Genomic DNA, 26,971 nt, shown 5'->3' on the forward strand with positions numbered 1-26,971 from the left:
TGGTCGGCTGTGCGGCGGCGGGGCCTCTGCCGCCGTCCGCTGCGACCGGGTCACGGCCGGGCCTTCGCCGGGGCGGGGAGCCCGCCGTCGGCCTCCGGCGGCGTCCCGCCGTGACCGCGACCGCCGCCGTCCCGCGGCTCCTCCCCCGCCGGGCCCTCCCCCGTACCGTCCCGGGCCTCGCTCCGCGTCCGGCCGGACGCCTCCCCGTACGCCTCGTCGTGCAGCTCTCCGTACACCTCTCTGTACGCTCCACGCGCCTCCGCTCGCGAGGCCGGAGCCGAGGGCCCGTCCTCAGCCGAGGCCCGGCCGCCCGGAACCGAGGCCAGGACCGGGGCAGGGGTCGGGGCCGGGGGCCGGGTGACCCCCAGCCAGTGCAGCAGCGGCCCGGCCATGGCCGTGGTGACCAGGGCCATGAGCACCATCATGGTGAACATCTCCCGGTCGATGACGCCCAGTTCGCGGCCGATCGAGAGGATCACGATCTCGGTGAGGCCGCGGGTGTTCATCAGCGTGCCGAACGCCCCGGCGTCCCGCCATGTCATCCCCGACAGGCGGGCGGGCAGCACGGTGCCCGCGTACTTGCCGACCACGGCCACGAGCAGGATCAGCCCGAGGTACGCCAGGCCGCCGAGGCCCAGCAGCCCCACGTCCACGGAGAGCCCGGTGACGATGAAGAAGACCGGCAGCAGCAGCGTCACGATCCCGGTCAGCGGCGTCGCCACCCGCCGGTGCAGCTGCTCCCGGGCCTCGCGCGGCATGATCAGCCCGAAGGCGAACGCGCCGAAAATGGCGTGGATGCCGATCCAGGAGGTCGCCCAGGCGGACAGGAAGACGCCGGAGACGATCAGGACGAGCAGGTTCGCCCCGGAGGCGGTGCGCGGCGACCGGGCGAGCAGCCGCCGCAGCAGCGGCCGTACGGCGAGGACCATCGCCAGCGCGTACGCCGCCGTGAGCCCGACGACGGTGAAGAAGTGCCCCGGCCCGTCCGCTTCGGAGACCGCGACCACGAGTACGAGGACGCACCAGGCCAGTACGTCGCCCACCGCCGCGCAGGCCATGGCCATGGAGCCCACGCGGGTTCCGGTGAGTCCGCTGTCCGTGATGATGCGGGCCAGTACCGGGAAGGCGGTGATGGCGAAGGCCGTGCTCAGGAAGAGGACGAAAGCGGTCGTGCTCCGTCCGGCGCCGGCGTACCGCCCGGCGAGCAGGGCCGCCGCCCCGGCGCCGAGCACGAACGGCACGGCCATGGAGAGTCCGGCCATGGCGCCGACGGACCGGCCCCGGCCGCGCAGCCGGCCGAGGTCCATCTCCCAGCCGGCCAGGAACATGAACAGGAGCAGCCCGACCTGTGCCACCGCCGAGAGCATCGGGCGGGCGTCGGCGGGGAAGATCCGGCCGGGCAGGTCGCCGGGCAGCAGCCCGAGGAGGCTGGGCCCGAGCATGATGCCGATGGCGATCTCGGCCACCACCGGCGGCTGGCGGACGCGTCTGCTCAGCCGGACGAAGAGCCGGCCCGCGAGCAGCACGATGGCCACGTCGGCCATGGCGATCGCCTCTGTCGGAAGTCCTTCCGCCGCCATCCGTCCTCCAGCCGTCTCGGTGCGCCTTCGCGGCGCCTCCGGTCCACGCACGAGGTGGGAAATTCTGCCGATCCGTCGGCGCCGCCGCCATCGGCCATGGTGGGGATACCCGTCGTCCGGCGTTCAGCACCGTTGGGGGGACCGGGAGGAGGAGGGCCAGCAGAAGGGATGAAATACCGTCCGCCCGGCCGCGGTCGGCCCGGCGGGCGTGGCACGGTGTTGGCGGGCGGGGCGTCACACGGAGCCTTGCGCGGGTGGGGTGGAGCGCTCGCTCCGCGGACGGCCGGTCCGGCGCCGGGATCACATCCGGCCGCACCGTCGGTCCGGCCGCCCGGGCGCCCCGCCGTCGGCCCCGGGATCACGCGCCCCACATCGTGATGCCCCATCACATGACATCACATGACCACGCAACGGGGAGTCTCATGGATTTCGGCTGGAGTGCTGATCAGGAAGAGCGGCATCGGCGGACGCTGGAGGCCGTCCGAGCGGCCTTCCCCGCCGGCCGGGCGCCGCGGGAGCCGTTCGCCCGTGCGGACTGGGCGGCGCTGGGGCGCATGGGGCTGCTCGGCGCCTGCCTGCCGGGCGCGTACGGCGGGTCGGGGCTGGGCGCGCTGGACACCGCGCGGCTGTACGAGGCGCTGGGCGAGGGCTGCGACGACACGGGGCTGGTCTTCGCGGCGAGCGCGCATCTGTTCGCCTGCGCCGTGCCCCTCGAACGGTTCGGCTCTGACGGCCTCAAGTCCCGCTGGCTGCCCGGCATGTGCTCCGGCGAGGTGATCGCGGGCAACGCCATGACCGAGGACGACGCGGGCTCCGACGTCTCCAGGCTCCGGATGACGGCCGTGCCGGTGGACGGCGGCTATGTGCTCAACGGCCGCAAGAGCTTCGTCAGCAACGGACCCGCCGCCGATGTCCTCGTCGCCTACGCGACGACCGACCCGGAGGCCGGCCATCTCGGCCAGACGGCCTTCGCGGTCGCCGCGGACGCGCCGGGCGTACGGGCGGGCGAGCCGTTCGACAAGATGGGCCTGCGCTCCACCCCCGCGTCCACGGTGACCTTCGCCGACTGCTTCGTACCCGCCGCTCACGTGCTGGGCGCGCCCGGCATGGGGGCGACGGTCTTCCAGCATTCGATGGGCTGGGAGCGGGCCTGCCTCTTCGCCGGGTACGTCGGGATGATGGCCCGGCTGGTCCGGCGGTCCTCCGAACACGCTCGTTCACGCACCCAGTTCGGCCGCCGGCTGACCGGCTTCCAGGCGGTGTCGCACCGGATCGTCGACATGGCGATGCGGCTGGAGAGCGCGCGGCTGCTGCTCTACCGCGCGTGCTGGGAGATGGACCAGGGGCGGCCCGCCCGGCTGGCCGTGGCGCTGTCCAAGCTCGCGGCGTCCGAGGGCGCGGTCGCCAACGCCCTGGACGCGGTACGGATCTTCGGCGGCCGAGGTTACCTCGCGGAGTGCGGCGTGGAGGCCGAGCTGCGCGACGCCGTGCCGGGCCTGCTCTTCTCCGGCACATCGGACATCCAAAAGGAGCTTGCGGCGAAGGAGTTGGGACTGTGATGCTGCATCAGCTCGTCAGCGACGCGGCCCGGCGCGATCCGGGAGCCCTCGCGGTGCACGGCCCCGACGGGCGTCTGACCTACGGCGAACTGGACGCGCTCGCCGACCGCTGCGGCGCCGCGCTGGCCGCGCGGGGCGTGCGGCCCGGCGACCGGGTGGTGCTGTGGGCGGGGAAGAGCACGCGAGCCGTGGCGCTGACACAGGGGTGCCTGCGGCTCGGCGCGGTGTACGTGCCGGTGGCCGACTCCAATCCGCCCTCCCGCGCGGCCCGTATCGGCCGCGGCTGCGGCGCGGCGCTGACCGTCACGGACGCGGCCGGCGCCGCGCGGGCCGGGGACGCGCCGTGGGAGGCGGGGGCGCTGGTGACCTTCGAGGAGCTGCTGGAGTCCGCGAACGGCGCGGCGCTGCCGCCGGCCGGCGGCTCCCCCGACGATCTGGCCTACATCCTCTACACCTCGGGGTCGACCGGCGAGCCCAAGGGCGTGTGCCTCAGCCACCGCAACGCCCTCGCGTTCGTGACGTGGGCCGCCGATCTGCTGGAGCTGGGGCCCTCGGACCGGCTCGCCAACCACGCCCCGTTCAACTTCGACCTCTCGGTCTTCGACCTCTATGCCGCGTTCCACGCCGGGGCGTCGGTCCATCTGATATCCAGTGAACTTGCTTACGCGCCAGAGCAGTTGGTGCGGTTCGTGCGCCGTAACGAGCTGACGGTCTGGTACTCGGTGCCCTCCGCGCTCTCGCTGATGATGGCGAAGGGCGGGCTCTTCGACGAGGCGCCGCCGCCCGCGCTGCGGGTCTGCGTCTTCGCCGGCGAGCCGTTCCCGCTGCCTCAGGTCCAGGAGCTGCGTGCCCGGTGGCCCGGGGTGCGGATGTTCAACTGGTACGGGCCCACGGAGACCAACGTCTGCACCTCGTACGAGGTGGGGGTGGACGTGGCGGAGCGTTCGGCGGCCCTGCCGATCGGGACGGTCTGCTCGGGCGACTCGGTGACGCTGGTGCCGCAGGACCGGGACGGCGAGTACGAACTCCTGGTCTCCGGGCCGACGGTGATGCTCGGTTACTGGGGCCGCGAGCCGCACACCGGCCCGTACCGGACCGGCGACATCGTGCGGGTCGGCGACGGCGGGAACCTGGAGTTCGCCGGTCGCCGCGACCACCTGGTGAAGGTGCGCGGCCAGCGGGTGGAGCTGGGCGAGGTGGAGAGCGTGCTCGGCGCGCATCCGGGGGTGGCGGACGCGGCGGTGGTCGTCGTCGGGTCCGGCCTGGAGGCGGCGCTCCACGCGGTGGTCACCAAGCGGGGACCGGACGCGCGGGTGTCGCTGCTCGGAATCAAGGAGTTCTCGGCTCGGCGGCTGCCCTCTTACATGATCGTGGACGCGCTGCATGTGGTCGATGAGCTGCCCCGCACCGGAAACGGAAAGAAGGACCGCGTGCGAATGGCCCGGGACATCGCCCCGGGCCAATGATTTTCCGGCCGTTTTCCCGGTGAATCCAGGAAATTCCGGGGTGTGCACGGGAGCCCGCCGAAATAATTCGGGCTCCCGTTTCCATCCCACTGGTCCACCTCGCCGGTTCATCCCGCCGGTTCATCCCGCCGGTCCGCCTCGCCGGTTCGGCTCTCCGCTTCAGCCCACCGGCGCCACCGGAAGCCCGGCGGCGAGTCCGGCCGTACGCACCATGCCGATCTCGTATGCGTAGATTACCGCGTGCACCCGGTTGCGCAGATCCAGCTTGTCGAGCATCCGCTGGACATGCGACTTGACGGTGCTCTCGCTGACGAAGAGCACGTCGGCGATCTCCGCGTTGCTACAGCCGCGCGCGATGAGGCGGAGCACATCCACCTCACGGCGCGTCAGCCGCCCCAGCCCCTCGCGGCCGGAGTCCTTCTCCTCGCCCTCGGCCGGGGCCGACCAGTCCACGAGCCGCCGGCCGCGGCAGGGGAAGAGCAGCGAATACCCCGCCGCGACCAGCCGGACCGCGGCCACGATCTCGGCCGGGGACGAGCGGTTGAGCAGCAGCCCGCGGGCCCCGGCCCGCAGCAGGCGCTGCACCTGGTCATCGAACTCGCCCACGAGCACCAGGGCCGGGGCGCTCGGGACGGACGCCCCGAGGAACCGGATCACCTCTGCCGCGTCCAGCGAATTCGTTTCGGAATCTATGACGACCACATCGGGTCGCAGACTGTCCACACTCTTTTCAATCTGCGACATATCTCCGGCGTCCCCGGAAACCTCAAGATCCGGCTTGCCTTCGAAGAGCATGCGGTAACCGGCCCTGATAACGGTTCTATCGCTGACGACTAATATGCGCATGCAGTAAAGCACCCCCGTACTGCGCCTCATCGCTTAGTCAAGGTAACATGGCGAAGGGCGGAAGGGAACCTTTCGTCACAGGATGAGTTACCGCATCGCATGGTCCGGCAATTATACTGACTCGTAATATTGAGCCGGGTATTCCGCCGGGAACGATCAATACCGGAGAGCGCTCCGGGCAGCGGGTCTCAGACCGCCTCGCGGTCGTCGGCGTCCAGCGCGCCGATCATGTGCCGGCGGATATTGGGGGCGACCGCCGCCACCACGACCTCCCGCGAGGCGTCCGCCAGCGGCTGGATGCGCAGCACGTACCGGGCCATCGCGAGGCCGAACAGCTGGCTCGAAACCAGCGAGGCCCGCAGTGGCAGCTCAGCCGGATCGACGGCCGTCCCCAGGCGGCGCACTACGCGGCGCGCGATCTGGGTGGTGAAGAACTCCCGCAGCAGCAGCGCCTGCCATTGGTGCGCGACCGCGCCCCGCAGCAGCCCGAGGAAGGCGGGGCCGCTCACGGGCCCCTCGCACACGCCGAGGAAGGCCCGCACCACGTTTTCGGGGGCGGCCTCGATGCCCTCGGCGAAGATTTCGTCCATCACGGCCGCCGGCTCGATGGGCGCCTTGACGACCTCCATGAAGAGGTCTTCCTTGTTGCCGAAGTAGTGGTGCACGAGGGCCGGATCGACGCCGGCGCTCGCCGCGATGTGCCGGATGGACGAGCCGTCGTAGCCTCGCTCGGCGAAGATCTCGCGGGCGGCGGCCAGTATCGCGCCGCGCGTGTCCGGCTTGCCGGGCCGTCGGCCGCTGCGTCCCCGCACGAGCACCCTCGCTTTCCGAAACTCTCTGAAACTTTCCGAAGCTTTCCGACGCCTTCCGAAGTTTTCCGAAGCTTGCTGAATCCTTCCGAATACTTCTGAGCCGTTCCCAACGCTCCGCGTCTTTACGGGCCCCGCGAAACGACACGCCCTTACCGGCCCCCGAGCCACACTTTCGCCGCTCCCGAGAGACATCCTTACCGGCCCGCGAAGCGGCAGGCGGCCGACGGAAGCGGCGCCGCCCGCCCCCACCGGCTCGCGGGAGCGGCGCCGCCCGCCCCTGCCTGGCGGCGGAGCGGCACCGCTCGCAGCGCCTACGCGGTACGCCGCCGCAGCGTGCCCGCGGCCAGTACCAGGGCCAGGACCACGCACCCCATCACCACGCCGTACCCGCGCCACAGCGCTCCCGTGGCGTCGATATGCGCTCCCACCTGTTGCAGCGCCTCTACCCCGTGGGCCAGCGGCATGGCCGCACTGACCCCCTCCAGCCAGCCCGCCATCTCGGCGCGCGGCACGAAGAGGCCGGACAGCAGGATCTGCGGCAGCACCACGATCGGCAGGAACTGCACCGCCTGGAACTCGGTACGGGCGAAGGCGCTGCACAGCAGGCCCAGGCCGACGCCGAGCAGGGCGTTGCCCACGGCGATCAGCACCACGAGCGCGCCGTTGCCCGCCGTGTCGAGGTCGAGCAGCCAGTACGCGACCGTGGTCGCCACGGTGGCCTGCACGGTGGCGGCCAGTCCGAAGGCGAGCCCGTAGGCGAAGAGCAGGTCCAGCTTGCCCAGCGGGGTGGTGAAGAGCCGCTCCAGCGTGCCCGAGGTGCGCTCCCGCAGCATGGCGATGCTGGTGACCAGGAACATCAGCAGGAAGGGGAAGACGCCGAGCATGACCAGCAGGACCCGGTCGAGGGTCGCGCCGTTCTTCTCGAACATGAAGTAGATCAGCGTGAGCAGCAGCAGCGGAGCGCCGATCAGCAGGCCGACGGAGCGCCGGTCGTGCCGGAGCTGCCCCAGGACCCGGGCCGTGGTGCTGAGCATCAGTCGCACCGACATCACGCCACCTCCGCCTTCTCCTGGACGAGGGTGAGGAACGCCCGGTCCAGATCGTCCGTGCCGGCCTTCTTCTTGATGGCGTCGGGGGTGTCGTCGGCGACGACGGCCCCCTCCCGGATGAGGATCAGCCGGTCGCAGCGGTTGGCCTCGTCCATGACGTGGCTGGAGACGACCAACGTGGTGCCGTCGGCAGCCAGTTGGCGGAAGTGGACCCACAGCTCCTCGCGGAGCACGGGGTCGAGGCCGACCGTGGGCTCGTCCAGGATGAGCAGTTCGGGGCGGCTGACCAGGGCGCAGGCGAGCGAGGCCCGGTTGTGCTGGCCGCCGGAGAGGGTGCGGACGATCTGTCCGGCCTGCTCCTGGAGCCCCACTTCTTTGATGGTCTCGTCCGCCGCCGCCGGGCCGAGGCCGTAGAAGCTGGCGAAGTAGCGGACGTTCTCACGGACCGTCATATCGGTGTAGACGCTCGGCGACTGGGTGAAGTAGCCGACCTTGCGGCGCAGCGACGGGGCGCCCGCCGCCTCGCCGAGCACGGTGACCCGCCCCGACTTCACGCGCTGCACGCCCACGATCGCGCGCATCAGGGTGGTCTTTCCGCTGCCACTCGGGCCGAGCAGTCCGGTGATCCCGCCGTGCGGGATGTGTGCGCAGAGGCCGTGCAGCACCTCTTTCCCACCGCGGGTCACCACGAGGTCCTGGACCTCAATCGCGGTCTTCATGTGATCTCTCCTCGCAGGAAAACTCACCCAACGTTGAATTCAACAGTAGGTGAAAAAGTTCCGGGTGGGAAGTCCACGCGCACGCGCCCTCACTGCCTGCGGCGCAGCAGCAGGGAGACGTTCTGGCCGCCGAAGGCGAACGAATTGCTGAGCGCCGCCCGTGCTCCCCCGGGGAGCGTCCCCGGCCCGCCCGTGACCACGGCGCGCAGTACGTCCCCCGAGATGGCGGGGTCGGGCTCGTCGAGGTTGACGGTCGGCGGCACGGTGTTGTGATGGAGCGTCAGCGCCGTGATCACGGCCTCCAACGCGCCCCCAGCGCCCAGCAGATGGCCCGTCAGCGACTTCGTGGCGGTCACCGACGCGCCGCCGAGGTCCGGCCCCAGCACCTCGCGCAGCGCCACCGCCTCCGCCGCGTCCCCCAACGGCGTGCCGGTCGCGTGCGCGTTGACATGGGCGACCACGCCGGGTTCCACGCGCGCGTCGGCGAGCGCCCGGCGCATCGCCCGTACCGCGCCCGCGCCCGACGGGTCGGGGTTGGCGATGTGGTATGCGTCCGCGGAGCGGCCCGCGCCCGCCAGCTCCGCGTAGCCGCGCGCGCCGCGCCGGGCCGCGTACTCGGCCGACTCCAGCACCATGACGCCCGCGCCCTCGCCCAGGACGAAGCCGTCGCGCCCCGCGTCGAACGGCCGGCTGGCGCCCTCGGGGTCGTCGTTGCGCCGGGAGAGCGCCCGCATGGCCGCGAACCCCGCCACCATCACCGGGTGGATCATCGCGTCGGCGCCGCCCGCCAGCACCACGTCCGCCTGCCCGGACCGGATCAGCTCGCGCCCCCGGGCCAGCGCGTCCGCGCCCGACGCGCAGGCGGCGGCGGGCGCGTGGAGCTCGGCGGCGGCCCCGAACTCCAGGGCGATCCAGGCGGCGGGGCCGTTCGCCATGTACATCGGCAGGGTGAGCGGGGAGACCCGCTGCCAGCCGCGCTCCCGCAGCACGTCGTACTGGTCGAGCAGGTCTCCCACCCCTCCCCCGCCCGAGGAGACCGCGACCGCGAACCGCTCGGGCGGCGGGTCCGGCGCCCCCGCGTCCGCCCACGCCTCGCGGGCGGCCAGCAGGGCCAGTTGCTGCACCCGGGACAGCCGGCGCGTCTCGTGGACCGCCAGCCGCTCGGCCGGTTCCACGGCCGCGGGCGCGGCGATCCGCACCGGCAGGCCGGCCGCCCACGCCGCCTCGACGCGCCGCACGCCGCCGACGCCCGCGAGGAGCCCCCGCCACATCGCCGGGACGTCGCCGCCGACCGGACCGGCCGCCCCGAGCCCGGTGACGATCACCTCGCGGTCGTCGGCGGCGGGGCGGCCGCCGGTCATGCCGTGACTCCCGCTCCCTGGATGTAGGCGACCAGGTCGCCCACGGTGCGCAGCCCGCGCATGGCCTCGTCGGGCACCTCGACGCCGAAGCGGTCCTGGGTCGTCATGCCGATCTCGTAGATGGACAGCGAGTCGACGTCCAGGTCGTCGACGAAGGACTTCTCCGCGGTGCTGCGCGCGGGCGCGATCCCGCAGATGTCGTGCAGCATCTCCGCGACGCCGGCCAGGATCTCCTGCTCGGTGTGTGCCATGGTGTGCGACCTCCTCGGTCGACAGATGTGATGAATCGTCAATTTCCGTTGTTGGCAAGCCGGATGACGTTGCCGTCAGTCGGCGAGAGGGGACGTCAGTCCGGCGGACCGCAGCCGGGCGGCCACCGGTTCCGGGATGCCGTGCCGGGCGATGTCCGCCTCGGTGAGCGAGAGCGGGATGCTCTGCGGGTGGTGGAAGACGTCGCCGGGGTCGTAGCGGCGCTTGACCTCCATCAGCCGCGGCAGGTTCTCCTCGTAGTAGGCCCAGAGCCAGTTCTCCAGGGCCAGGTCGATGGTGTTGACGTACGCGGCGCCGGTGGTGTGCGGGGCCATCGCGTGGCGCAGCGCCTTGACCCAGGCGAGGTTCTTCCCGTCGTCCTCGGGCCGGTCCCAGTCGGTGCGGTACTCGAAGGCCATCAGCCCCGTCCGGTGCACGAACGCCGTGTCGGTGCGCGCCGGGCGTCCGATGGCCCCGCCCATGCCGTAGACGGCGACCTCGGCGCGGTGGCTCGGCGGGTCGGTGAGGAACTCCTGGAGGGTGGCGATCGCCGCGCCGTCCAGCGGCTCGGCGACGATGGCCGAACTGCCCTGCGCCCGCACCTGGTCGGCCGCCGCCGCCTCGCCCTGGAGCGCCTCCACGGTGTCGACGGCCTGGATGAACGGCATCGGCTCCACGACCTGGTCCTGCGGCCGCACGGCGGCCACCAGCGGGCGCATCAGCTCCTCGAACTCCGCGGCCGGCCCGTCGTACACGCCGAAGGCCGCCACCAGGTCCTGCTCGCGCGGGAAGAGCGAGAGGAAGGTGTTGACCCGGTCGTCCGTCGACGCCAGCCAGCCCTGCCACGCCCGTACGGCCTGCGGGAACTGCTCCCAGTTCCAGCTGAACGTGAAGAGCGTGACCTCGTCCACCGGCGAGGTGCGCAGCGTGTACGAGGTGGCGATGGCGTAACTGCCGCCTCCCCCGCCCCGGCAGGCCCAGAACAGGTCGGGGTGCTCGTTCTCGTCCGCCGTGTACGCCCGGCCTTCGGCGTCGACCACTTCCACGGCGGCGAGGTGGTCGACCAGAGCCCCGCGGGAGCGGGACAGCACCCCCATGCCGCCGCCCAGCACATGGCCGCCGACGCCGATCCGCGGGCAGGTGCCCGCCGGTATCGTCACGCCCGCCCGCCACAACTCGCGGTAGACGTCGCCGAGTCGGGCCCCGCCGCCGACGGTCGCCAGCGAGCGGTCCTCGCTGAGGGTGATGGAATCGAGGCCGCCCAGGTCGATGACCACCCCGTCCTCGACGCTGCTCAGTCCGGCCATGGAGTGGCCGCCCGACCGGACGCGGAACGGCACGCCGCGCTCCCGCACGCCGCGCAGCGCTTCCGCCACCGCCGACGTGCTGTGACAGACCATCACCTCGCGCGGGCGGGAGGCGAAGCACGCGTTCCAGGTGCGGCTCGCGTCCTCGAAACCGGGGTCCCCCGGAGCGAGGACGGTACCGGCGAAACGTGCGGAGGTGGCCATGCGTGCTCCTTGAGACGGTCGGACCGGGATGTGGTGGGCGGAGCGGATGGGGCGCGGGCGGAGCGGTACGGCCGGAGCCGAATGCGGGTCGTACGGTCGGGGGACGAATGCGGGTCGTACGGTCGGGGGACGAATGCGGGTCGTACGGTCGGGGACGGACATACGGGCAGGTGGAGCGGTGTACGGGCGCGGGGCCGGGCTGACGGGCGTACGGGCGGCCCCGCGCCCTCAACCGCCCCGCAGAACGCTCTTGATCCCGGCGCGGACCAGCGGGGCGATGTCCTTCGGCGCCGCGCGGACCGTCCACAGGGCGAGCCGCAGCAGGGTCACCGGGGTGATCCGCAGCGAACGGGCCGCGGGGTCGCGGAGCTTGAAGGCCGCTGGCACGAACTCCGCGTCGCGGACGGACCGGAAGATCCGTTCGCTCGCGGCGCGCGGGTCCAGCTCGCCGGCCGCGACCGCCGCACACGTGGCGCCGGCCGCGGCGAAGAGCCGGTGGTAGCCCTCGTGTCCGGCGAAGACATGGCCGCGGTACGGCACCGTCTCCAGGGCCCGCAGCGCCGCGTCGCCGCCCGTGGCGCGGAGCTCGGACCAGGCGGCGAGCATCGGGAACCCGCCGAAGCGGAAGCCGACTTCGAGGACGAAGAGCACGGCCCGCACCAGCGCCGGGTCGCACAGCGACGCGTGCACCATGGCGGCCAGCTCGTCGTTGGCGTCGAGGTGATCACGAGTCAGTTCACCGACCAGGGCGAAGCGTTCGGCGGAGAAGTCGCCGTCGCGCACGGCGTCCAGCAGCCGCCGGGCGAGGACGTTCACGGTCTCCAGGGCGAGCCCGAGCCCCCGCGATATGAAGGGGTCGACATAGCCCGCCGCGTCCCCGATGAGGCACCAGCGGTCGCCGGCCGTGCGGCTCGCCGCGTACTGGTTGCGTTCGGTCGACAGCCACGGCCGCTCGGTCACCGCGTACGCGAACTGGTGGGCCAGCGTGGGGAATCGGGCGACGAAGGCCCGGAACTCGTCCTCCGCCGGCCGCCCGGCCCGCTCGGGCGCGGGGAAGCGGCGGGCGTCCAGCGTCAGGCTGACGCTGAACAGTCCGCCGGTGGATTCCGGGTGGTTGCCCAGCGGCAGCACCGCGAGGTATGCGCCGTCCGTGAGGTGGTGCATGCTGCCCCGGTGCCAAGGCAGCGGCGGCCGGTAGTCCGCCGCCCGGTCGGCTACCGCGTCGGCGAACGGCCGTATCCGCGTCATATGGGTGGCGAGCGTGCGGCTGGCCGTGGCGAACCTGACGGGCTCCTCCCGCAGCCCCAGCCCGGCGACCAGCGGCGAGTCGGGCCCGGAGGCGTCCACCAGGTACCGGGCCCGGATCTCGGCGCCGTCCGAGAGCCGGACGACCGCGCCGTCCGGGCCCGCCGCCGCCCCGCTGACCTTGGCGCCCCGGCGCACGTCGGCGCCCCGGTCCCGCGCGCAGCGCAGCAGGTGGGCGTCGATGTCGGGGCGGTGGAAGTGCGGTTCGGGCGGCGCGCCCTTGGGCGGGCAGACCTGGAGCAGTTCGGCCGGGTCCTGCGGCCGGCCCTCCCGGTGGTAGACGAAGCTGTGGCAGTGCTCCGCGCCGACGGTCCGGGTGATGTGCGCGTGGATGTCCTTGACGGTCGACAGCCGGGCCAGTTCCGGTGTCTTGTAGCGCTCGGCCAGCACCCGGAAGAGCCCGGCGGCGTGCACGCCCATCTCCCCGGGCGGGAAGGGCGGCGGCCGGTCCTCGTCGATGAGCGTGACGCGCGCCCCGCCGGCGGCGAGCACGGTCGCCAGGGTCGCCGCCGGCAGGGAGCCGCCGAGGATGGCGACGTCGCGGAGGTCCCCGTCCCCGTCCCCGTTGTGCGCCCCGTCCCGGTGATGCGCCCCGTTCCGGGGGTGTGCGTCGGACGTGTTCATGGCTGCTCCGTCCTGGGCTGCGCGGCGGGCAGGTGCCGGTGGGCGCCGGGCCGCGCGGCGGGCTCGTCGGGTGCGGGCAGGAAGCCGGTACGGACCATCCAGCCGAAGTACGTGTCGAGGAGCGCGTCGTCGAGCGGCGGGCAGCTGATGCCGCTGCCGTCCAGCGCGCGCCGCAGGTTGTCCACCCGGTAGGTCATGGAGTCCTGACCGGCCTGGACGATCTCGCTGATGGTGTCGATGAGCGGGTGCAGCGCGTTGTCCTCCAGGCCCACTCCGGCGCGGAACTCCGCCACCCACTCGGGCCCCGGCCGCCGGCCGACCTGCCAGCCGCCCCGCTGGAGGTAGCCGACCAGCTCGGCGAAGGTGATGCGCTCGGGGTTCAGGAGGTGGAAGTTCTGCCCGAAGCCGGCCGTCTTCGACGCGTGCACGAGGGCCCGGCTGACGTAGTCGGCGGGGGTCATCTCGACGAGCATGTCGAGCTCGGGCGCCGTGCCGAACTGGATGCAGCCCTTGATGACCGCGCAGGTGAAGCTGGTGGTGACGCAGGCGCCGCGGCACGAGTCGCCCATGATCTGGCCGAGCCGGTAGACGTTGACCGGCACCCCGCGCTCGCGCGCGGCGAGCACCAGCCGCTCCGCCGCCCACTTGGTCTGGAGGTAGCCGTTGGGCAGCCGCCCGGCCCGGTCGAGGTCGTCGTCCTCGGCGAAGGTGGAGGTGAGATCCTCGGGTACGCCCCAGACCCCGAACGTCGAGACGTGGCTGACCGGCGTCAGCGGCCCTCGGCAGGCCAGGCGCAGGACCTCCTGGGTGCCGCCGACGTTGGCGGCCCGCAGCTGCCGGTAACTGTGGACGAAGTTGACGTTGGCGCCGTTGTGGTAGATCGCGTCGACGCGGTGCGCGAGCGCGTCGAACGCCTCCTCGGTGAGGCCGAGGAGCGGCTGGGACAGGTCGCCGGGCACCGCCACGATCCGCTTCTCGTCCCCTTCGCGCCAGCTCAGATAGCGTTCGGCGGCGGCGCGCAGCCGGGCCAGCCCGGCGTCCGGGTCGTCGGCGCGTACGAGGCAGTGGACCGTCGCCTCGGTGGAGCGCAGCAGTTCGTCCAGGAGGAACGCCCCGACGAACCCGGTGGCGCCGGTGAGCAGGACGTCGGAGGGGTCGCGCCAGGGTTCGCCCGGATCGCCCGGCCCGGCGGGAACGTCGGAGGGCCGGATGTCCGGGTCCAGTACGGCGTCGGCCCGCAGCACGGCCGTATCCGTCCAGTCGGGGCCCGCCGCCGGGGCGTCGCGCCCGACGGCGCCGGGCAGCCCGTGGTCCCGCTCCGCGTGCTCGGTGATCAGCACCGACCAGTCGGCGACGGTGGGCCGCTCGAAGAGTTCGCGCGGGGAGAGGACGAGCCCCAGTTCGGTCTTGCAGGCGGTGACCACCTGCATCACCATCAGCGAGTCCGCGCCGAGTTCGAGCAGGTCGGCGTCGGAGGCGATCTCCTCGGCGGGTGTCCACAGCATGGTGGCGAGGAGTTCCAGGAGGTGGGCGGCGACGAGGCCGGGCCGCGCGTCCGGGGCCGCTTCGGTGAGCCGCGCCAGCAGGGCCGGGACGGTCGAAGAGTCGGCGTCGGTGTCGGTGTCGGCGTCGGTGTCCCGTTCGGCTCCAGCAGGCGCGGCGACGGCAGGCGCGGCCGTGGGTACCGCCGCGGGTACGGCCGCCCGCTCCTGGAACCAGTAGCGCTGCCGCTGGAACGCGTACGTGGGGAGGTCCACGGGGGCGGCGGGTGATCCGGCGCCCCCGTGCACCGCCTGCCAGTCCACCGGGGCCCCGAGCACGTACAGGCCGCCGAGCGCCGTACGGACCTGCTCGGCGTCCTCGGCGGTGCGGCGCAGCGAGGCGAGCCAGGTACGGTCCGGGCCGGGGAGGGCCGTGGCGCCGAGGCCGAGCAGGGTGCGGCCGGGGCCGGCCTCCAGGAAGGCGGTGAACCCGAGCCGGTCCAGGGTGCGCAGCCCGTCGGCGAACCGGACGGTCGTACGGGCGTGCCGGCACCAGTAGTCGGGGTCGGCGAGGGTGTCGGGGCCGACGGCCTCGCCGGTGAGGTTGGAGATGACGGGGACGCGCGGCGCGGTGAAGGCGATCCGCGCGGCGGTCGCCCGCAGTTCGGCCAGCATCGGTTCGACCAGGGGCGAGTGGAAGGCGTGCGAGACGCGCAGCCGCCGGGCCCGGACGCCGCGCCCGGCGAGGCGGGCGGCGACCCTCTCGACCGCGTCGCCCGCGCCGGACAGCACGCACTCGCGGTCGCCGTTGACGGCGGCGAGGGCGAGGAGGCCGCCGTCCGCCTCGGCCTCCTCGACCGCCTCGGCCGCGGCGAGCGGCACGGCGAGCATGGCGCCCGGCTCGCAGAGCCGCTGCATGAGCGCGGCGCGGGCGGTGACCAGCGTGAGCGCGTCGTCGAGGCTGAACACCCCGGCCACGCACGCGGCGGCGTACTCCCCGACGCTGTGTCCCAGTACGGCGCCGGGGCGGATGCCCCAGGCGCGCCAGAGCCGGGACAGGGCGTACTCGACGGCGAACAGCGCCGGCTGGGTGTACGCGGTGCGGTCCAGGAGCGCGGTGTCCTCCGGGCCGCCGTACAGCACGTCGAGCAGCGGGCGGTCGAGGCGGCCGCGCAGCAGGGCGTCGCACTCGTCGAGCGCGGCCCGGAAGGCGGGTTCGCTCTCGTAGAGGCCGCGGCCCATACCGGGGTACTGGCTTCCCTGACCGGTGAAGAGGAAGGCGACCTTCGCGCGGCGGCGGGGCGCGGCCCGCCCGCTGGAGACTCCCGGCGCGATCCCTCCAGCGGCGAACTTGCCGAGTTGTGAGTGCAGTTCGGGAATGGATGAGGTAACGAGCGAGGCCCGGTACGACAGTTGCGCACGGCCAAGGGCCGCGGCCCGGCAGACATCCGCCAGCGACCCGACGCCCGCCGCCGCGCTTGCGCCCGTTCGAGCGTCACTGCCCACCGTCCCGCCGCCCGCCGCCTCGTCCGCACGGCCGCCCCGGGTCACCGCGCCGCTGCTCGCCGCCGAGCCCGCGCCCGTAAAACCGTCTCCGCGCAACGGGCCACTGCCCGCAGGCGCGCTCGGGCCTGTACGGCTGTCCCCGCTCGCCGCGCTGTTCGCGGCGGCGAGCGCGCCGTTCCCTGCGACAGGCGCGCCAGGGTCTACGGCGGACGCACCGCCGTCTGCTGCGGGCACGTCGTTCGCGGCGGCCGGTTCGCCGGGCAGGCCGAGGCGGGTCGCGTAGCGGGCGGCCAGGTCGCCGAGGGCGGCGCGGGAGGCCGCGGACAGGACGAGGAGTTCGTGCGAGCGGCGGGCCGCCGACTCGGCGGGCGGGGCGGCGGGCGGCGCCGGGGCCTCGCCCATGATCAGGTGCACGTTGGTGCCGCTCACCCCGAAGGAACTGACGCCCGCGTAGCGGCCGTTCGGCGCGTCGGGCCAGGGAGTGGGGGCGGTGGGCACGGTGAGGTGCAGCCGGTCCCAGTCCACGTTGGGGTTGGGCGCGGTGAAGTGCAGGCTGGGCGGTATCCGCCCGTGCTGGAGGGAGAGCGCGAGCTTCATCAGCCCGGCCGCCCCCGCGGCTGCCTCCAAGTGGCCCACGTTGGTCTTCACCGACCCGACGTACACGCGCTGGTCCGCCGGCCGCCCCGCCCCCAACACGGCCTCCAGGGCCCGGAGTTCGATGGGGTCGCCGAGCATCGTGCCCGTACCGTGCGCCTCTACGCACCCGATCCCCGCGGGGGCGACCTCGGCGTCGGCGAGGGCTGCCCGTATCACCTCCTGCTGCGCCTGGCCGCTGGGCACCGAGATGCCGCTGGAGCGCCCGTCGTGGTTGACGGCGCTGCCGTGGATGACGGCCACCACCGGGTCGCCGTCCGCGAGCGCGTCCGCCAGCCGCTTCAGCACGACGACGCCGCACCCCTCCCCGCGCGCGTAGCCGTCGGCCGAGGCGTCGAACGCCTTGGAGCGCCCGTCCGGCGCGAGCGCTCCGGCCTTGCTGACCAGCACGAACCCGTAGGGCGTCAGCATCAGGCTGACACCGCCCGCGAGCGCGAGGTCGCACTCGCCGCGCCGCAGGCTCTGGCACGCGAGGTGGGCGGCGAGCAGCGAGGAGGAGCAGGCCGTGTCGACGACGTGCGCGGGGCCGCGCAGCCCGAAGTGGTAGGCGACGCGCCCGGCGAGGAACGCGGGCTCGGCCATCAGCTGGTAGGGATCCACGTCGCGCACGTCGGCGAGCTGCTGACGCATGCGCGCGTAGTCGCTGGTGCTGGCGCCGAGGAAGACGCCCGTGGCACTGTCCGTCAGCCGGTCGGGGGCGATCCCGGCGCGCTCCAGCGCCTCCCAGGCCACCTCCAGCGTGAGGCGCTGCTGCGGGTCCATCGCCACGGCCTCGGCCGGGGAGATGCCGAAGAGTTCGGCGTCGAAGGCGTCGGGCCGGTCGATGAACCCGCCCTCGACGCAGTACGCCTTGCCGGGCGCGTCCGGGTCCGGGTCGTACACGGCGTCCGCGTCGCCCCGTTCGGCCGGGAAGCGGCCGATGGCGTCGGCGCCGTCGCTGAGGACCCGCCAGAACGCCTCCGGTGAGTCGGCGCCGCCCGGAAAGCGGCAGCCCATGCCGACGATCGCGACGGGCCCGTCCGTCTGCTGGTACCGCTCCAGCCGGGTCCTCAACTGTGCGATCCGATCGAGGGCGTGGGCCAGCCTGGTCCGGTCGTCCATGTCCCTTCCGGTCATTGCTCCGCCTCTCCGCGGTACGTGATGTCGGTACGGGTCCGGGTCCGGGCCGGGCGCCCGATGCCCAGGGCATCGACCCCGGCCATCTCGCGCTCGAAGCGGGCCGCGAGGTCGTCGTCCTCGTCGGCGCCCCCGTCGACGTCCTTGTCGGTGTTTTCGTCGGCGTTCTTGTCGGCGTCCGGGACGGGCGCCGCGTCGGGGTTTGCGTTCGTCGTGGGGCTCGCGGCCCTCGTGGGGCTTGCGGCCGGGGCCTCCGAATCCCCGAGAGCGAGTACGTCCGTCGCGAGATATCCGGCGAGGGCCTCGGCGTTGGGGTATTCGAAGACCAGGGTGTTGGGCAGCGAGCAGTCGAAGCGCCGCTGGAGGACGAGCTTCATCTCCATCGAGGTGACGGAGTTCATGCCGAGGTCGAAGAAGCCCTGCCGGGCGTCCAGTTCGTCGTCCGAGTCGGCGCCGATCGCCACGGCCGCCGCGGCGAGCACATGGCCGACGAGGACGTCGTGGCGGTCCTCGGGGGCCAGCGCCGCCAGTTCCCGGCGCAGGGCAGCGCCCTCCGAGCCCGCCCCGCTGCCCTCCGAGCCCGCGTCCACTGATGCCGCCCCCGGCCCGGCCGGTGCCGTGTCGCCCGCCGTGTCCCCCGCCGCGTCGCCCTGCGGGGCGGCGGCCAGCCAGTAGCGCTTGCGCTGCCAGGGGTAGGACGGGGTGTCGGTCAGCCGGCCGCCCGCCGGATACATGCCGTCCCAGTCGACGGGGCAGCCGTGCGCGTGCAGGGCGCCGAGCGAGTCGAGCATGACGGCGAAGTCGTCGCCGTCCCGGCGCAGGGACGGCACGAGGACGCCCGGCACGCCGAGGTCGCGCATGTCCTGTTCGATGAAGGCGAGCAGCAGCGGGTGGGGCGAGATCTCCACGAAGGTGTCGAAGCCGTCGCCGGCCATGGCGCGCACGGCGGTGGAGAACCGTACGCGGTCGCGCAGGTTGCGGCCCCAGTAGGCGGCGTCGAACGCCTCTCCGCCGAGCGGGCCGCCGGTCACGGAGGAGTAGCAGGGCAGTTCGCCGCGGGCGGGCCGGAGCCAGGAGAGGCGGTCGGTCAGTTCGCGGTCGAGGGGTTCGACGAGCGGGCAGTGCCCGGCGCCCGCGGCGTCGACGCGGCGGGCGAAGACCCGACGCGCCTTGAGCGCGGCCAGCACCTCGTCGAGCGCGTCCTCGGCGCCGGAGAGCACCGTGCTGCGGGCGCTGTTGCCGAGCGCCACCCACAGCCGGTCCTCGTACCCGGCGACGACGAGCACCTCCTCGGCCTCGTCGGCCGGCAGCCCGACCACCCCCATGGCGCCGTTGCCGACGAGCCGTTCCTGCACGGCGGCGCGCTCATGGATGAGCCGCGCCGCGTCCGCGATCCCCAGCACCCCGGCCGCCTGCGCCGCCGCCACCTCGCCCATGCTGTGGCCGAGCACGGCGGCGGGCCGGATGCCGAGCGCCTGCCAGCGCCGGGCGAGCGCGGTCTGCACGGCGAAGATCAGTTCCTGCCGGCGCGGGCCCGACGGGGTGTCGGCGCCGCGCTCCAGGTGGTCCAGGACCGACCAGCCGGTGTACGGGGTCAGGTGCGCGTCGCACCAGGCCACGGCCTCCCGGAAGGCGGGGTCCTGGCGCAGCAGCAGCCGCCCCATGCCCGGCCACTGCGACCCGTGGCCGGAGAACACGAACGCAACTTTCCGCTCCGCCCCGCCGTCCGCCCGGCCGGTGGCGACGCCGTTCCCCGCCTCGCCGCGCTCGAACTCGGCTAATTTGTCGGCGAGTTCGGTGCGCGTACGGCCGACGACGGTGAGGCGGCGGGCCTGGTGCGCGCGGCGCGTACTCGCGGTGAAACACAGATCGCGCAGCGGGACGCCGGTCGCCGTGGCGTTCTCGTCCGAGTGCGGCGGCCGGTCCGCGACGCGGCCGGACCCGGTCAGCAACTCCCGGTAGTTGGCCGCCTGCGCGGCCAGGGCGTGTTCGTCGGACGCCGACAGCGGCAGCAGATACGGCGGGCCGTCCCCGGACTCGCCACCTCCCCCTCCCTCGAAATCCGGGCCGCGCTGCACCGCCTCCATCGGTGAACGCCCCAGCACGACATGGGCGTTGGTGCCGCTGAAGCCGAAGGCGCTCACGCCGGCCGCTCGCCGGTCCGGCGGCCAGGGGGCCGCGTCGACCGGTACGTCGAAGGGGAGTTCGTGCCAGGGGATCTCGGGGCTGGGCTCCTTGAAGTGGAGGTGCGGCGGGATCTCGCCGCGATTCAGGACCAGTACGGTCTTGATGAGGCCCGCGATGCCCGAAGCCGCCTCCAGGTGGCCGAAGTTGGTCTTCACCGAGCCGACAGCGATCCGCTGACGGCCCGGCAGCCCGCCGAACGCCGCGCCCAGCGCCTGGAGTTCGATCGGGTCGCCGAGCGGTGTTCCGGTGCCGTGCGCCTCCACGTAACCGATCTCGGCGGGCGCGACCCCGGCGTCGGCGAGCGCGTCGCGGACCAGGGCCTCCTGCGCCGGGCCATTGGGGACGGTGAGCCCGCTGCTGGGACCGTCCTGGTTGACGGCCGAGCCGAGGACGGTCGCCAGTACCCGGTCGCCGTCGGCGAGGGCCTTGGAGAGCGGTTTGAGTACGGCGACCCCGCATCCCTCCCCGCGGTTGTAGCCGTCGGCCGCCGCGTCGAAGGTCTTGCACCGCCCGTCGGCGGCGAGCGCCCCCGCCGCCCGGCTGGCGCGGTGGATGGTGGAGCGCAGGATGGCGTTGACCCCGCCGACGACCGCGACCTCGCTCTCCCCGCTCCGCAGGCTGCGCACCGCCAGGTGCACGGCGACCAGCGACGACGAGCAGGCGGTGTCCACGGCGAGGCTGGGGCCGTGCACCCCCAGGAAGAAGGAGAGGCGGCCGGCGGTGGAGCAGAAGGAGTTGCCGGTGCCGAAGAACGCGTCGACGTTCTGCGGTGCGTTGGCGATGAGTTCGGCGTAGTCGTGGGAGTTCATGCCGACGAACACCCCGGTACGGGTGTCGGCGAGCCGCTCGGGGGTCTGCCCCGCGTGTTCCAGCGCCTCCCAGGCCACTTCCAGGAAGAGCCGCTGCTGCGGGTCCATGACCTTCGCCTCGCGCGGCGCGATCCGGAAGAACCGGGGGTCGAAGCGGTCCACGCCGTCCAGCCACGCGCCCAGCCACCGGCTCTCGTCGTCGAAGCGACCCGGCGGCGACAGCTCGATGGCGTCGGTCCCGTCGCGCAGCATCCGCCAGTACCCTTCGGGCCCGTCGGCCCCGCCGGGGAACCGGCAGCCGATGCCGACGACCGCGATGGGCTCGGGCCCTTCCGGGGCGGGACGAGGCGCTCGCGGCGCGGCGGCGGCACTCTGAGAGGAAGCCCGGCGGTCCCACAGGTAGTCCGTCAGCCGCTCGACCGTCGGATGGTCGAAGGCCACCGTGGCGGGCAGCGGCCCGAACCTGGCCTGGAGCGCCGTACGGAGTTCCAGCGACGTGAGGGAGTCCATGCCCATGTCGGCGAAGCCCTGCCGCCGCCGGATCGTGCCGGGCTCGTGCCCCAGCACCTCGGCCGTCGCCCGGGCGACGAGATCCGCCACTTCGCCCCGCTCGCCCGGCAGGCCGGGCGCTGTGGCCCGTACGGCGGCGGGCTCGGCCCGCTCCGGCACGGGCTCGGGTACGGCCTGGGGCACATCCCCCGATACGGGCATGGGCTTTGTCGCCCCCTCCGGAGCAGAAGCCACATCCCCCGACGCGTTCTCCTGCTCGCTCCCCCGCCCCTCCCTCGTCCAGTAGCTGCCCCTCTGCCACGGATAGGAAGGAAGCTTCACCGGACGGCCGCCGCCCGGCGGCACCGCCTCCCAGCGGACCTCGGCCCCCGCCGCGTACAGCGCTCCCAGCGAGGCCAGCAGCGTCCCGGGGGCCGCGACGGCGCGGCGCAGCGACGGTACGACCAGGGCGTCCTCGACGCCGCGGTCCTCGCAGGCGTGGGTGATGGGCAGGGCCAGGACCGGGTGCGGGCCGATTTCCAGGAAGGTCCGGTGGCCCTGGTCCAGCAGGGTGTCGACGGCTTCGGCGAAGCGGACGGGTTCGCGGATGTTGCGTACCCAGTGCGCGGCGTCGAAGAGCTGTCCTCCCCCGTCCCCGGCGGGGGTCGTGGTGGCCACGGGCACCGTGGGCGGCGCGGCCCGGAGCCCGTCCAGGAGTTTCGCCAGCCGGTCCTGGTAGGGCTCCATGTACGGGCTGTGGAAGGGGTAGTCGCCGGGCAGCGGCCGGCAGCCGGTGCCCCGGTCCGCGAGGTCGGCCAGCAGCCGGCCCACCGCCTCGGCGTCGCCGGAGACCACGGTCGTGCGGGAGCTGTTGGCGGCGGCCGGCCAGATCCGCCCGGCGTACGGGCCGAGGGCGCGCCGCGCCGCGTCCTCGGGGAGGTCGAGTACGGCCATCCGGCCGCGCCCGGCCGATTCGGCGAGCAGCCGGCCGCGGTGGACGGCGATCCGCGCGGCGTCGTCGAGGGCGAGCGCGCCGGCCACGTGCGCGGCGGCGATCTCGCCCATGCTGTGGCCGACGACCGCGGCGGGCTCGATGCCCCAGGAGCGCCAGAGCGCGGCGAGCGCCACCTGGACGGCGAAGATCACGGGCTGTGCGTACTCGGTGCGGTGCAGCCGGGAGGCGTCCTCGGGCCGTTCGGTCTCCTCCTTCGGCGACCAGCCCGCGTGTTCCAGGACGAGGGCGTCGCAGGCGTCGAAGGCGGCGCGGAAGGCGTCGTGGCCGCTGCCGGGCGTGAGCAGTTCGCGGGCCATGCCGGGCCATTGGGCGCCCTGGCCGGAGAAGGCGAGGACGATGCCCGGAGCCTTCGCGCCGCCGGTCTCGGGGTCGCCGCCGCCGGTGCTGAGGCCGGGCGGTGAGCCGCCGTCGAGGAACGCGCCGAGCCGGGCGGCGAGTTCGTCCGTACCGCTGCCGGTGACGGCGAGGCGGTGTTCGGCGTGGTGCGCGCGGCGCGCGCCCGCGGTGTGGGCGAGGTCGCGTGGCGCGGGCGCCTCGGGGCCGGTGAGCCGGTCGCGGTAGGCGCGGGCCAGGTCGGTGAGGGCGGCGCCGTCGCGGGCGGAGAGCGGCAGCAGCACCGGTCCGGCCGGTTCCGGGGTGCGGGCGTCGGCGCGCGGCGGGGCGGCCTCGATGATCACGTGTGCGTTGGTGCCGCTGAGGCCGAAGGCGCTGACCCCGGCCAGCCGCGGCCGGCCGTCCTCGGCGTCCGGCAGCGGGGTCAGTTCGGTGGCGACGTCCACGGGCCAGTCCCAGCGGATGCGCGGGTTGCGTTCGCGCACGTGGATGGTGGCGGGGATCTGCCGGTGCCGGAGGATCAGGGCGGCCTTGAGCAGTCCGGCGACGCCCGCGGCGGCGTCCATATGGCCGAAGTTGCTCTTCAGGGAGCCCACGGAGAGCGGGCGGTGCTCCGGGCGGCCCGCGCCCAGCACGGTGCGCAGCGCGCCCATTTCGATGGGGTCCCCGAGCGGTGTGCCGGTGCCGTGGGCCTCCACGTAGTCGATGTCGGCGGACGCGACGCCCGCCGCGGCGAGGGCGTCGGACAGCAGTCGCTGCTGGGCCGCGCCGCTGGGCACGGTGAGCCCGGCGCTGGCCCCGTCGTGGTTGACGGCGGAGCCCCGGATGACGGCGAGGATGTCGTCGCCGTCGGCCAGGGCGTCGGAGAGCCGTTTGAGCACGACGAGGCCGCACCCCTCGCCCCGTACGATGCCGTCGGCCGAGGCGTCGAAGGGCTTGCAGCGCCCGTCGCGGGACATGGCCCGGACCTTGCACAGGAAGATGCTGAGCTCCGGGGAGAGGATCAGGTTGACGCCGCCCGCGAGGGCGATGTCGGCCTCCCCGGTGCGCAGGCTCTGGCAGGCGAGGTGGACGGCGACGAGCGAGGACGAGCAGGCGGTGTTGACGGACATGCTGGGGCCCTGGAGCCCGAGCACGTGCGAGAGCCGGCCGGGGCCGAAGCTGAATTCGCGCCCGCTGGCGTACCAGGCGCCGATGCCGGAGATCCCGGCCTGGCGGGCGTGCAGCAGGGTGTAGTCCATGCCGATGACGCCGGTGAAGACGGCGGCCCGGGTGCCGGCCAGGGCGGTGGGCGACTGGCCGGCGTCCTCCAGGGCCTCCCAGGCGACCTCCAGCAGCAGCCGCTGCTGGGGGTCCATCTCGTGGGCCTCGCGGGGCGCGATGCCGAAGAACGCCGGGTCGAACCGGTCGACGCCGTCGAGGAAGGAGCCCCACCGGCTGTACATGGCGCCGCGCCGGTGCGGGTCCGTGTCGTAGTAGCGGTCCACGTCCCAGCGCTCCGGGGGGACTTCCTCGATGGCGTCGGTCTCCGCGCGCAGGAGCCGCCAGAACTCCGGGAGCCCGTCGGCCCCGCGGGGGAAGCGGCAGCCCGCCCCCACCATGGCGATCGCTTCGTGCATCGGCGCGTTCCCCTCCATACTGCTGCGGTTCGACGGTCGGGCGACCAGGCGGTCAGACATGACCAAACGGTCAGGTGATCAAGCGGTCAGGCGGCCAGGCACGACGACCGAGCGGTCAGAACAGGGGGGCCGCGCTGGGTGCGCGGAGCGAACCCAGGTGCTTGTGCCACAGGTGGTCGGGGTTCTCCTCGACCTGGCGGGTGATCTCCCGCATGGCGGCGAGCGCCTTGGGCTCGGCGTCGTCGTAGACGTCGCCCTGGAGCATCTTGAGGACGTCCATGCGGTACTTCGGGTCCTGGACGAAGGCTGTGAACAGGATGTTCAGCCGGTAGTAGATGGAGATGAACTCGTACCAGTTGCCGACCGCGCGGCGCAGTTTGGACTCGTACGTACGGAACGAGCCCTTGCTGAAGTCGCCCTTCTCCGCGGCGGCGATGACGTCGCCGGACAGCAGCCGGGCGCCGTTGAGGGCGACGCTGACGCCGCTGGAGAAGATCGGGTCGACGAAGCGAGCGGCGTCGCCGACGAGGGCCCAGCCGTCGCCGCAGATCTGCTTCATGGCGTAGCTGTAGTCGCCCTCGGCCTTGAACGGGCGTACCTGTTGGGAGTTCTTCAGGGCATCGCGCAGGTCGGGGCGGCTGCCGACGCACTCCCAGAAGAAGCCTTCGAGGTCCGAACTGGACGCTTTGAAGTGCTTTTTCTGGGTGACGACGCCGACGCTGGTGACGGTGTCGGTGATCGGGATCTGCCAGACCCAGGTGTCGGAGACCGGGAGGAAGTGGATGAAGATGTAGTCCGCCTGCTCCTTGTTGACCGCGAGGGCGGAGCGGTCGAGGCGGTCGAACCAGGAGTGGACGGCGTACTGGTTGAACACCGGGTCGCTGACCTTGAGTCCGAGCTGCCGGCCGAGGAACGTGCCGCGGCCGCTGGCGTCGATGACCATGCGCACCTTGACCGAGGATTCGCCCGCGCCGAGCGGGAACACGATCCGGGGGCAGACCTCGGAGAAGTCGACCCTGCGGATGCGGATGCCCTCGTAGACCTTGGCGCCCAGGCTGTTCGCGTGCTGGAGCAGCAGCAGATCGAATTTCCCGCGGTCCACGTGGTAGGTGTAATCCTGGTGCACGCCGAGCTGTTCGCGCTCGTGGAATTCGATCTCGGCGGCCCGGAATCCGTGGGACATGCCCTTGAATCCCATGGTGGGAATGGACTGTTCGGTGGCCGAGGTCCAGGCCGCGCCGTACTTCCTGGGGAACGCGGCCTCCTCCATCTGCGGCAGGAAACCGATGTCGGACAGTACGGGCGTGGTGGCGGGGATCAGCGATTCGCCGACGTGTTCGCGGGGGAAGAGATCGCCCTCGAACACTACGCAGCTCAGGCCCGCCTTGGACAGGTAGGAAGCAGCCGTGGCGCCGGCCGGGCCCCCGCCGATGATGCCGATATCGAAGTCAACCTCAGACACAGCTCTCCCCTTCACTTCTCTTCATTCCTCGTTGACACGGAACAGCGGGAAATAGGAGTCCAGTCGTCCCGCCGCGTAGTCGCGCGCCAGTTCCGGCATCTCGTCGAAGCGGTAGACGCGCTGATCGCCCACGTCGAGCATCCAGCCCGAGCTCTCCTGGAATTCGAGGATCTCCTCGATGTCGTGGAAGCAGCAGGCGTGGGTGTGGACGTGGATATGGCGCTTGATGCACTCGTTGGCCCGTACGGTCTCCAGCCGCATGCCGTGCTTCCAGCCGACGGTGGTGAGCACCCCCTGCCGGCCCAGGGCCCGCAGGGTCGCCCGGTACACGGGCTCGCCGATGTTGTCGATGACGACGGCGGCGCCGCGCCGACCGCTGAGTTCGCCGATGATCCGCAGGAACGTCCGCTCGGACCGGCGGTAGCGCTGCCGGAAGCCGGGGTCGGCGGCCATCCGGGCCTCGTCGTGGCAGAGGTCCGGGAAGAGCCGGCGGTCCACCGGGATCATGCCCTTGGCCTCGATCTCGGCGAGCCGGCGCGGGTTGCCGGAGGCCATGGCGGCGCGGAAACCCGCCCGCCGGGCGAGTTCGAGTTCGGCCACGGCCACGCCGCCGCCCCAGCCGAAGGCGAGCGGCGGCGGGTCCGTGTGCGCCGGGTCCGTACGCACCTGGGAGCGCCAGCAGGCGTAGGCGACCTTCCAGTTGTCCCAGGCCGTCCAGTACCGCCCGTAGGAGGCGGCCCACTGCTGGAGCGAGTAGCGGGTGTCCTTGGGCAGGGGCAGCAGCAGATGTTCGCCGATCTTGGTGCGGCGGGCCAGGACGCCGGTGGTGCCGGGGGCGTCGTAGGCGTGCACCAGCTTGACGTAGCCGTCCTGGTCGGTACGGGCGAACGCCTGGATCAGGCAGAGGTCGCCCTCCTTGACGCGGGTGACCGCCTTCCCCGGGCGCTCCACCCGTACGACCCCGAAGTTCCCGATGACCATGCGGTCCTCGCCGCGCTGGCGACACACGTCCACCGGGGTCCGCTCCAGCGCGTGGCTCATGTTCGCTTCCCAGGAGCCGTAGAGCGGCGCCACCAGAACTTCGTTCTCGGTGATATCCGGAAAACTGAAATCCTCCCGCACCAGTTCTCCGGGCGCGGGCTCTTGGGATTCCGCGCGGACGGGTCCCGCATGCAATACCCATGCATCGGTGGTGATCACCTGAGTAGGCCCCTCGGTG

The 26,971-nt window shown here is 73.1% G+C and carries 15 protein-coding genes; 2 read left to right on the plus strand and 13 right to left on the minus strand.

Annotation, left to right across the window (positions count from 1 at the left end):
• Positions 1 to 50: 50 nt before the first annotated feature.
• Positions 51 to 1,544: a cation:proton antiporter gene (locus tag AB0I22_RS05525; RefSeq protein WP_363129330.1), complete on the minus strand. Its 1,494-nt coding sequence runs from the start codon at positions 1,542 to 1,544 to the stop codon at positions 51 to 53.
• 458 nt (positions 1,545 to 2,002) lie between these two features.
• Between AB0I22_RS05525 and AB0I22_RS05530 the strand changes: the two genes are divergently transcribed.
• Together AB0I22_RS05530 and AB0I22_RS05535 are read left to right on the plus strand one after the other, a co-directional pair.
• Positions 2,003 to 3,139: an acyl-CoA dehydrogenase family protein gene (locus AB0I22_RS05530; protein WP_363129331.1), complete on the plus strand. Its 1,137-nt coding sequence runs from the start codon at positions 2,003 to 2,005 to the stop codon at positions 3,137 to 3,139.
• Positions 3,139 to 4,605 (plus strand): AMP-binding protein, encoded by a 1,467-nt coding sequence (locus AB0I22_RS05535; protein ID WP_363129332.1) that lies wholly within the window; start codon positions 3,139 to 3,141, stop codon positions 4,603 to 4,605. The genes AB0I22_RS05530 and AB0I22_RS05535 overlap by 1 nt, the downstream gene beginning before the upstream one ends.
• Before the next feature lie 159 nt (positions 4,606 to 4,764).
• On the opposite strand, the gene AB0I22_RS05540 is transcribed toward AB0I22_RS05535, so the two are convergent.
• From AB0I22_RS05540 to AB0I22_RS05595, 12 genes are all read right to left on the minus strand, one after another.
• A complete protein-coding gene (locus AB0I22_RS05540) occupies positions 4,765 to 5,481 on the minus strand; it encodes a response regulator transcription factor (protein WP_363129333.1) in 717 nt (238 codons plus the stop codon).
• A 158-nt stretch (positions 5,482 to 5,639) separates the two neighbouring features.
• The gene (locus AB0I22_RS05545) at positions 5,640 to 6,263 is read right to left on the minus strand and encodes a TetR family transcriptional regulator (protein WP_363129334.1); all 624 of its coding nucleotides are present in this window, start codon (positions 6,261 to 6,263) and stop codon (positions 5,640 to 5,642) included.
• A gap of 311 nt (positions 6,264 to 6,574) precedes the next feature.
• Positions 6,575 to 7,312, minus strand: a complete 738-nt coding sequence (locus AB0I22_RS05550) for an ABC transporter permease (RefSeq protein WP_363129335.1) — start codon at positions 7,310 to 7,312, stop codon at positions 6,575 to 6,577.
• The gene (locus AB0I22_RS05555; protein ID WP_363129336.1) at positions 7,312 to 8,031 is read right to left on the minus strand and encodes an ABC transporter ATP-binding protein; all 720 of its coding nucleotides are present in this window, start codon (positions 8,029 to 8,031) and stop codon (positions 7,312 to 7,314) included. The genes AB0I22_RS05550 and AB0I22_RS05555 overlap by 1 nt, the downstream gene beginning before the upstream one ends.
• An 89-nt stretch (positions 8,032 to 8,120) precedes the next feature.
• On the minus strand, positions 8,121 to 9,392 hold the full coding sequence (locus AB0I22_RS05560) for a beta-ketoacyl-[acyl-carrier-protein] synthase family protein (protein WP_363129337.1): 1,272 nt from the start codon (positions 9,390 to 9,392) through the stop codon (positions 8,121 to 8,123).
• Positions 9,389 to 9,643: an acyl carrier protein gene (locus AB0I22_RS05565; RefSeq protein WP_363129338.1), complete on the minus strand. Its 255-nt coding sequence runs from the start codon at positions 9,641 to 9,643 to the stop codon at positions 9,389 to 9,391. The genes AB0I22_RS05560 and AB0I22_RS05565 overlap by 4 nt, the downstream gene beginning before the upstream one ends.
• A gap of 75 nt (positions 9,644 to 9,718) precedes the next feature.
• Complete coding sequence (locus AB0I22_RS05570; RefSeq protein ID WP_363129339.1) at positions 9,719 to 11,152, minus strand: FAD-binding oxidoreductase; 1,434 nt, start codon at positions 11,150 to 11,152, stop codon at positions 9,719 to 9,721.
• A 228-nt stretch (positions 11,153 to 11,380) separates the two neighbouring features.
• A complete protein-coding gene (locus AB0I22_RS05575; RefSeq protein WP_363129340.1) occupies positions 11,381 to 13,081 on the minus strand; it encodes an FAD-dependent monooxygenase in 1,701 nt (566 codons plus the stop codon).
• Positions 13,078 to 17,838: a thioester reductase domain-containing protein gene (locus tag AB0I22_RS05580; protein WP_363129341.1), complete on the minus strand. Its 4,761-nt coding sequence runs from the start codon at positions 17,836 to 17,838 to the stop codon at positions 13,078 to 13,080. Before AB0I22_RS05580 ends, AB0I22_RS05575 begins: the two co-directional genes overlap by 4 nt.
• Entirely contained in the window at positions 17,835 to 24,350 is a 6,516-nt protein-coding gene (locus tag AB0I22_RS05585; protein ID WP_363129342.1) for a beta-ketoacyl synthase N-terminal-like domain-containing protein, read from the minus strand. Before AB0I22_RS05585 ends, AB0I22_RS05580 begins: the two co-directional genes overlap by 4 nt.
• Positions 24,351 to 24,405: 55 nt before the next feature.
• Positions 24,406 to 25,752 carry an NAD(P)/FAD-dependent oxidoreductase gene (locus AB0I22_RS05590; RefSeq protein WP_363129343.1) on the minus strand — a complete coding sequence of 449 codons (1,347 nt, stop codon included), beginning with the start codon at positions 25,750 to 25,752 and terminating at the stop codon, positions 24,406 to 24,408.
• 21 nt (positions 25,753 to 25,773) lie between these two features.
• Positions 25,774 to 26,874, minus strand: coding sequence for a zinc-binding alcohol dehydrogenase family protein (locus AB0I22_RS05595; protein WP_363129344.1), 1,101 nt, complete (start codon positions 26,872 to 26,874; stop codon positions 25,774 to 25,776).
• Positions 26,875 to 26,971 lie beyond the last annotated feature (97 nt).

It is taken from the genome of Streptomyces sp. NPDC050610 (assembly GCF_040654875.1).
Lineage (GTDB): Bacteria > Actinomycetota > Actinomycetes > Streptomycetales > Streptomycetaceae > Streptomyces.

Coding starts and splice junctions, on each gene's coding strand:
- AB0I22_RS05540 (WP_363129333.1), bottom strand. CDS start 5,481: ATGAGGCGCAGTACGGGGGTGCTTTACTGCATGCGCATATTAGTCGTC.
- AB0I22_RS05530 (WP_363129331.1), top strand. CDS start 2,003: ATGGATTTCGGCTGGAGTGCTGATCAGGAAGAGCGGCATCGGCGGACG.
- AB0I22_RS05525 (WP_363129330.1), bottom strand. CDS start 1,544: ATGGCCGACGTGGCCATCGTGCTGCTCGCGGGCCGGCTCTTCGTCCGG.
- AB0I22_RS05555 (WP_363129336.1), bottom strand. CDS start 8,031: ATGAAGACCGCGATTGAGGTCCAGGACCTCGTGGTGACCCGCGGTGGG.
- AB0I22_RS05550 (WP_363129335.1), bottom strand. CDS start 7,312: ATGTCGGTGCGACTGATGCTCAGCACCACGGCCCGGGTCCTGGGGCAG.
- AB0I22_RS05580 (WP_363129341.1), bottom strand. CDS start 17,838: ATGACCGGAAGGGACATGGACGACCGGACCAGGCTGGCCCACGCCCTC.
- AB0I22_RS05565 (WP_363129338.1), bottom strand. CDS start 9,643: ATGGCACACACCGAGCAGGAGATCCTGGCCGGCGTCGCGGAGATGCTG.
- AB0I22_RS05560 (WP_363129337.1), bottom strand. CDS start 9,392: ATGACCGGCGGCCGCCCCGCCGCCGACGACCGCGAGGTGATCGTCACC.
- AB0I22_RS05570 (WP_363129339.1), bottom strand. CDS start 11,152: ATGGCCACCTCCGCACGTTTCGCCGGTACCGTCCTCGCTCCGGGGGAC.
- AB0I22_RS05585 (WP_363129342.1), bottom strand. CDS start 24,350: ATGTCTGACCGCCTGGTCGCCCGACCGTCGAACCGCAGCAGTATGGAG.
- AB0I22_RS05535 (WP_363129332.1), top strand. CDS start 3,139: ATGCTGCATCAGCTCGTCAGCGACGCGGCCCGGCGCGATCCGGGAGCC.
- AB0I22_RS05575 (WP_363129340.1), bottom strand. CDS start 13,081: ATGAACACGTCCGACGCACACCCCCGGAACGGGGCGCATCACCGGGAC.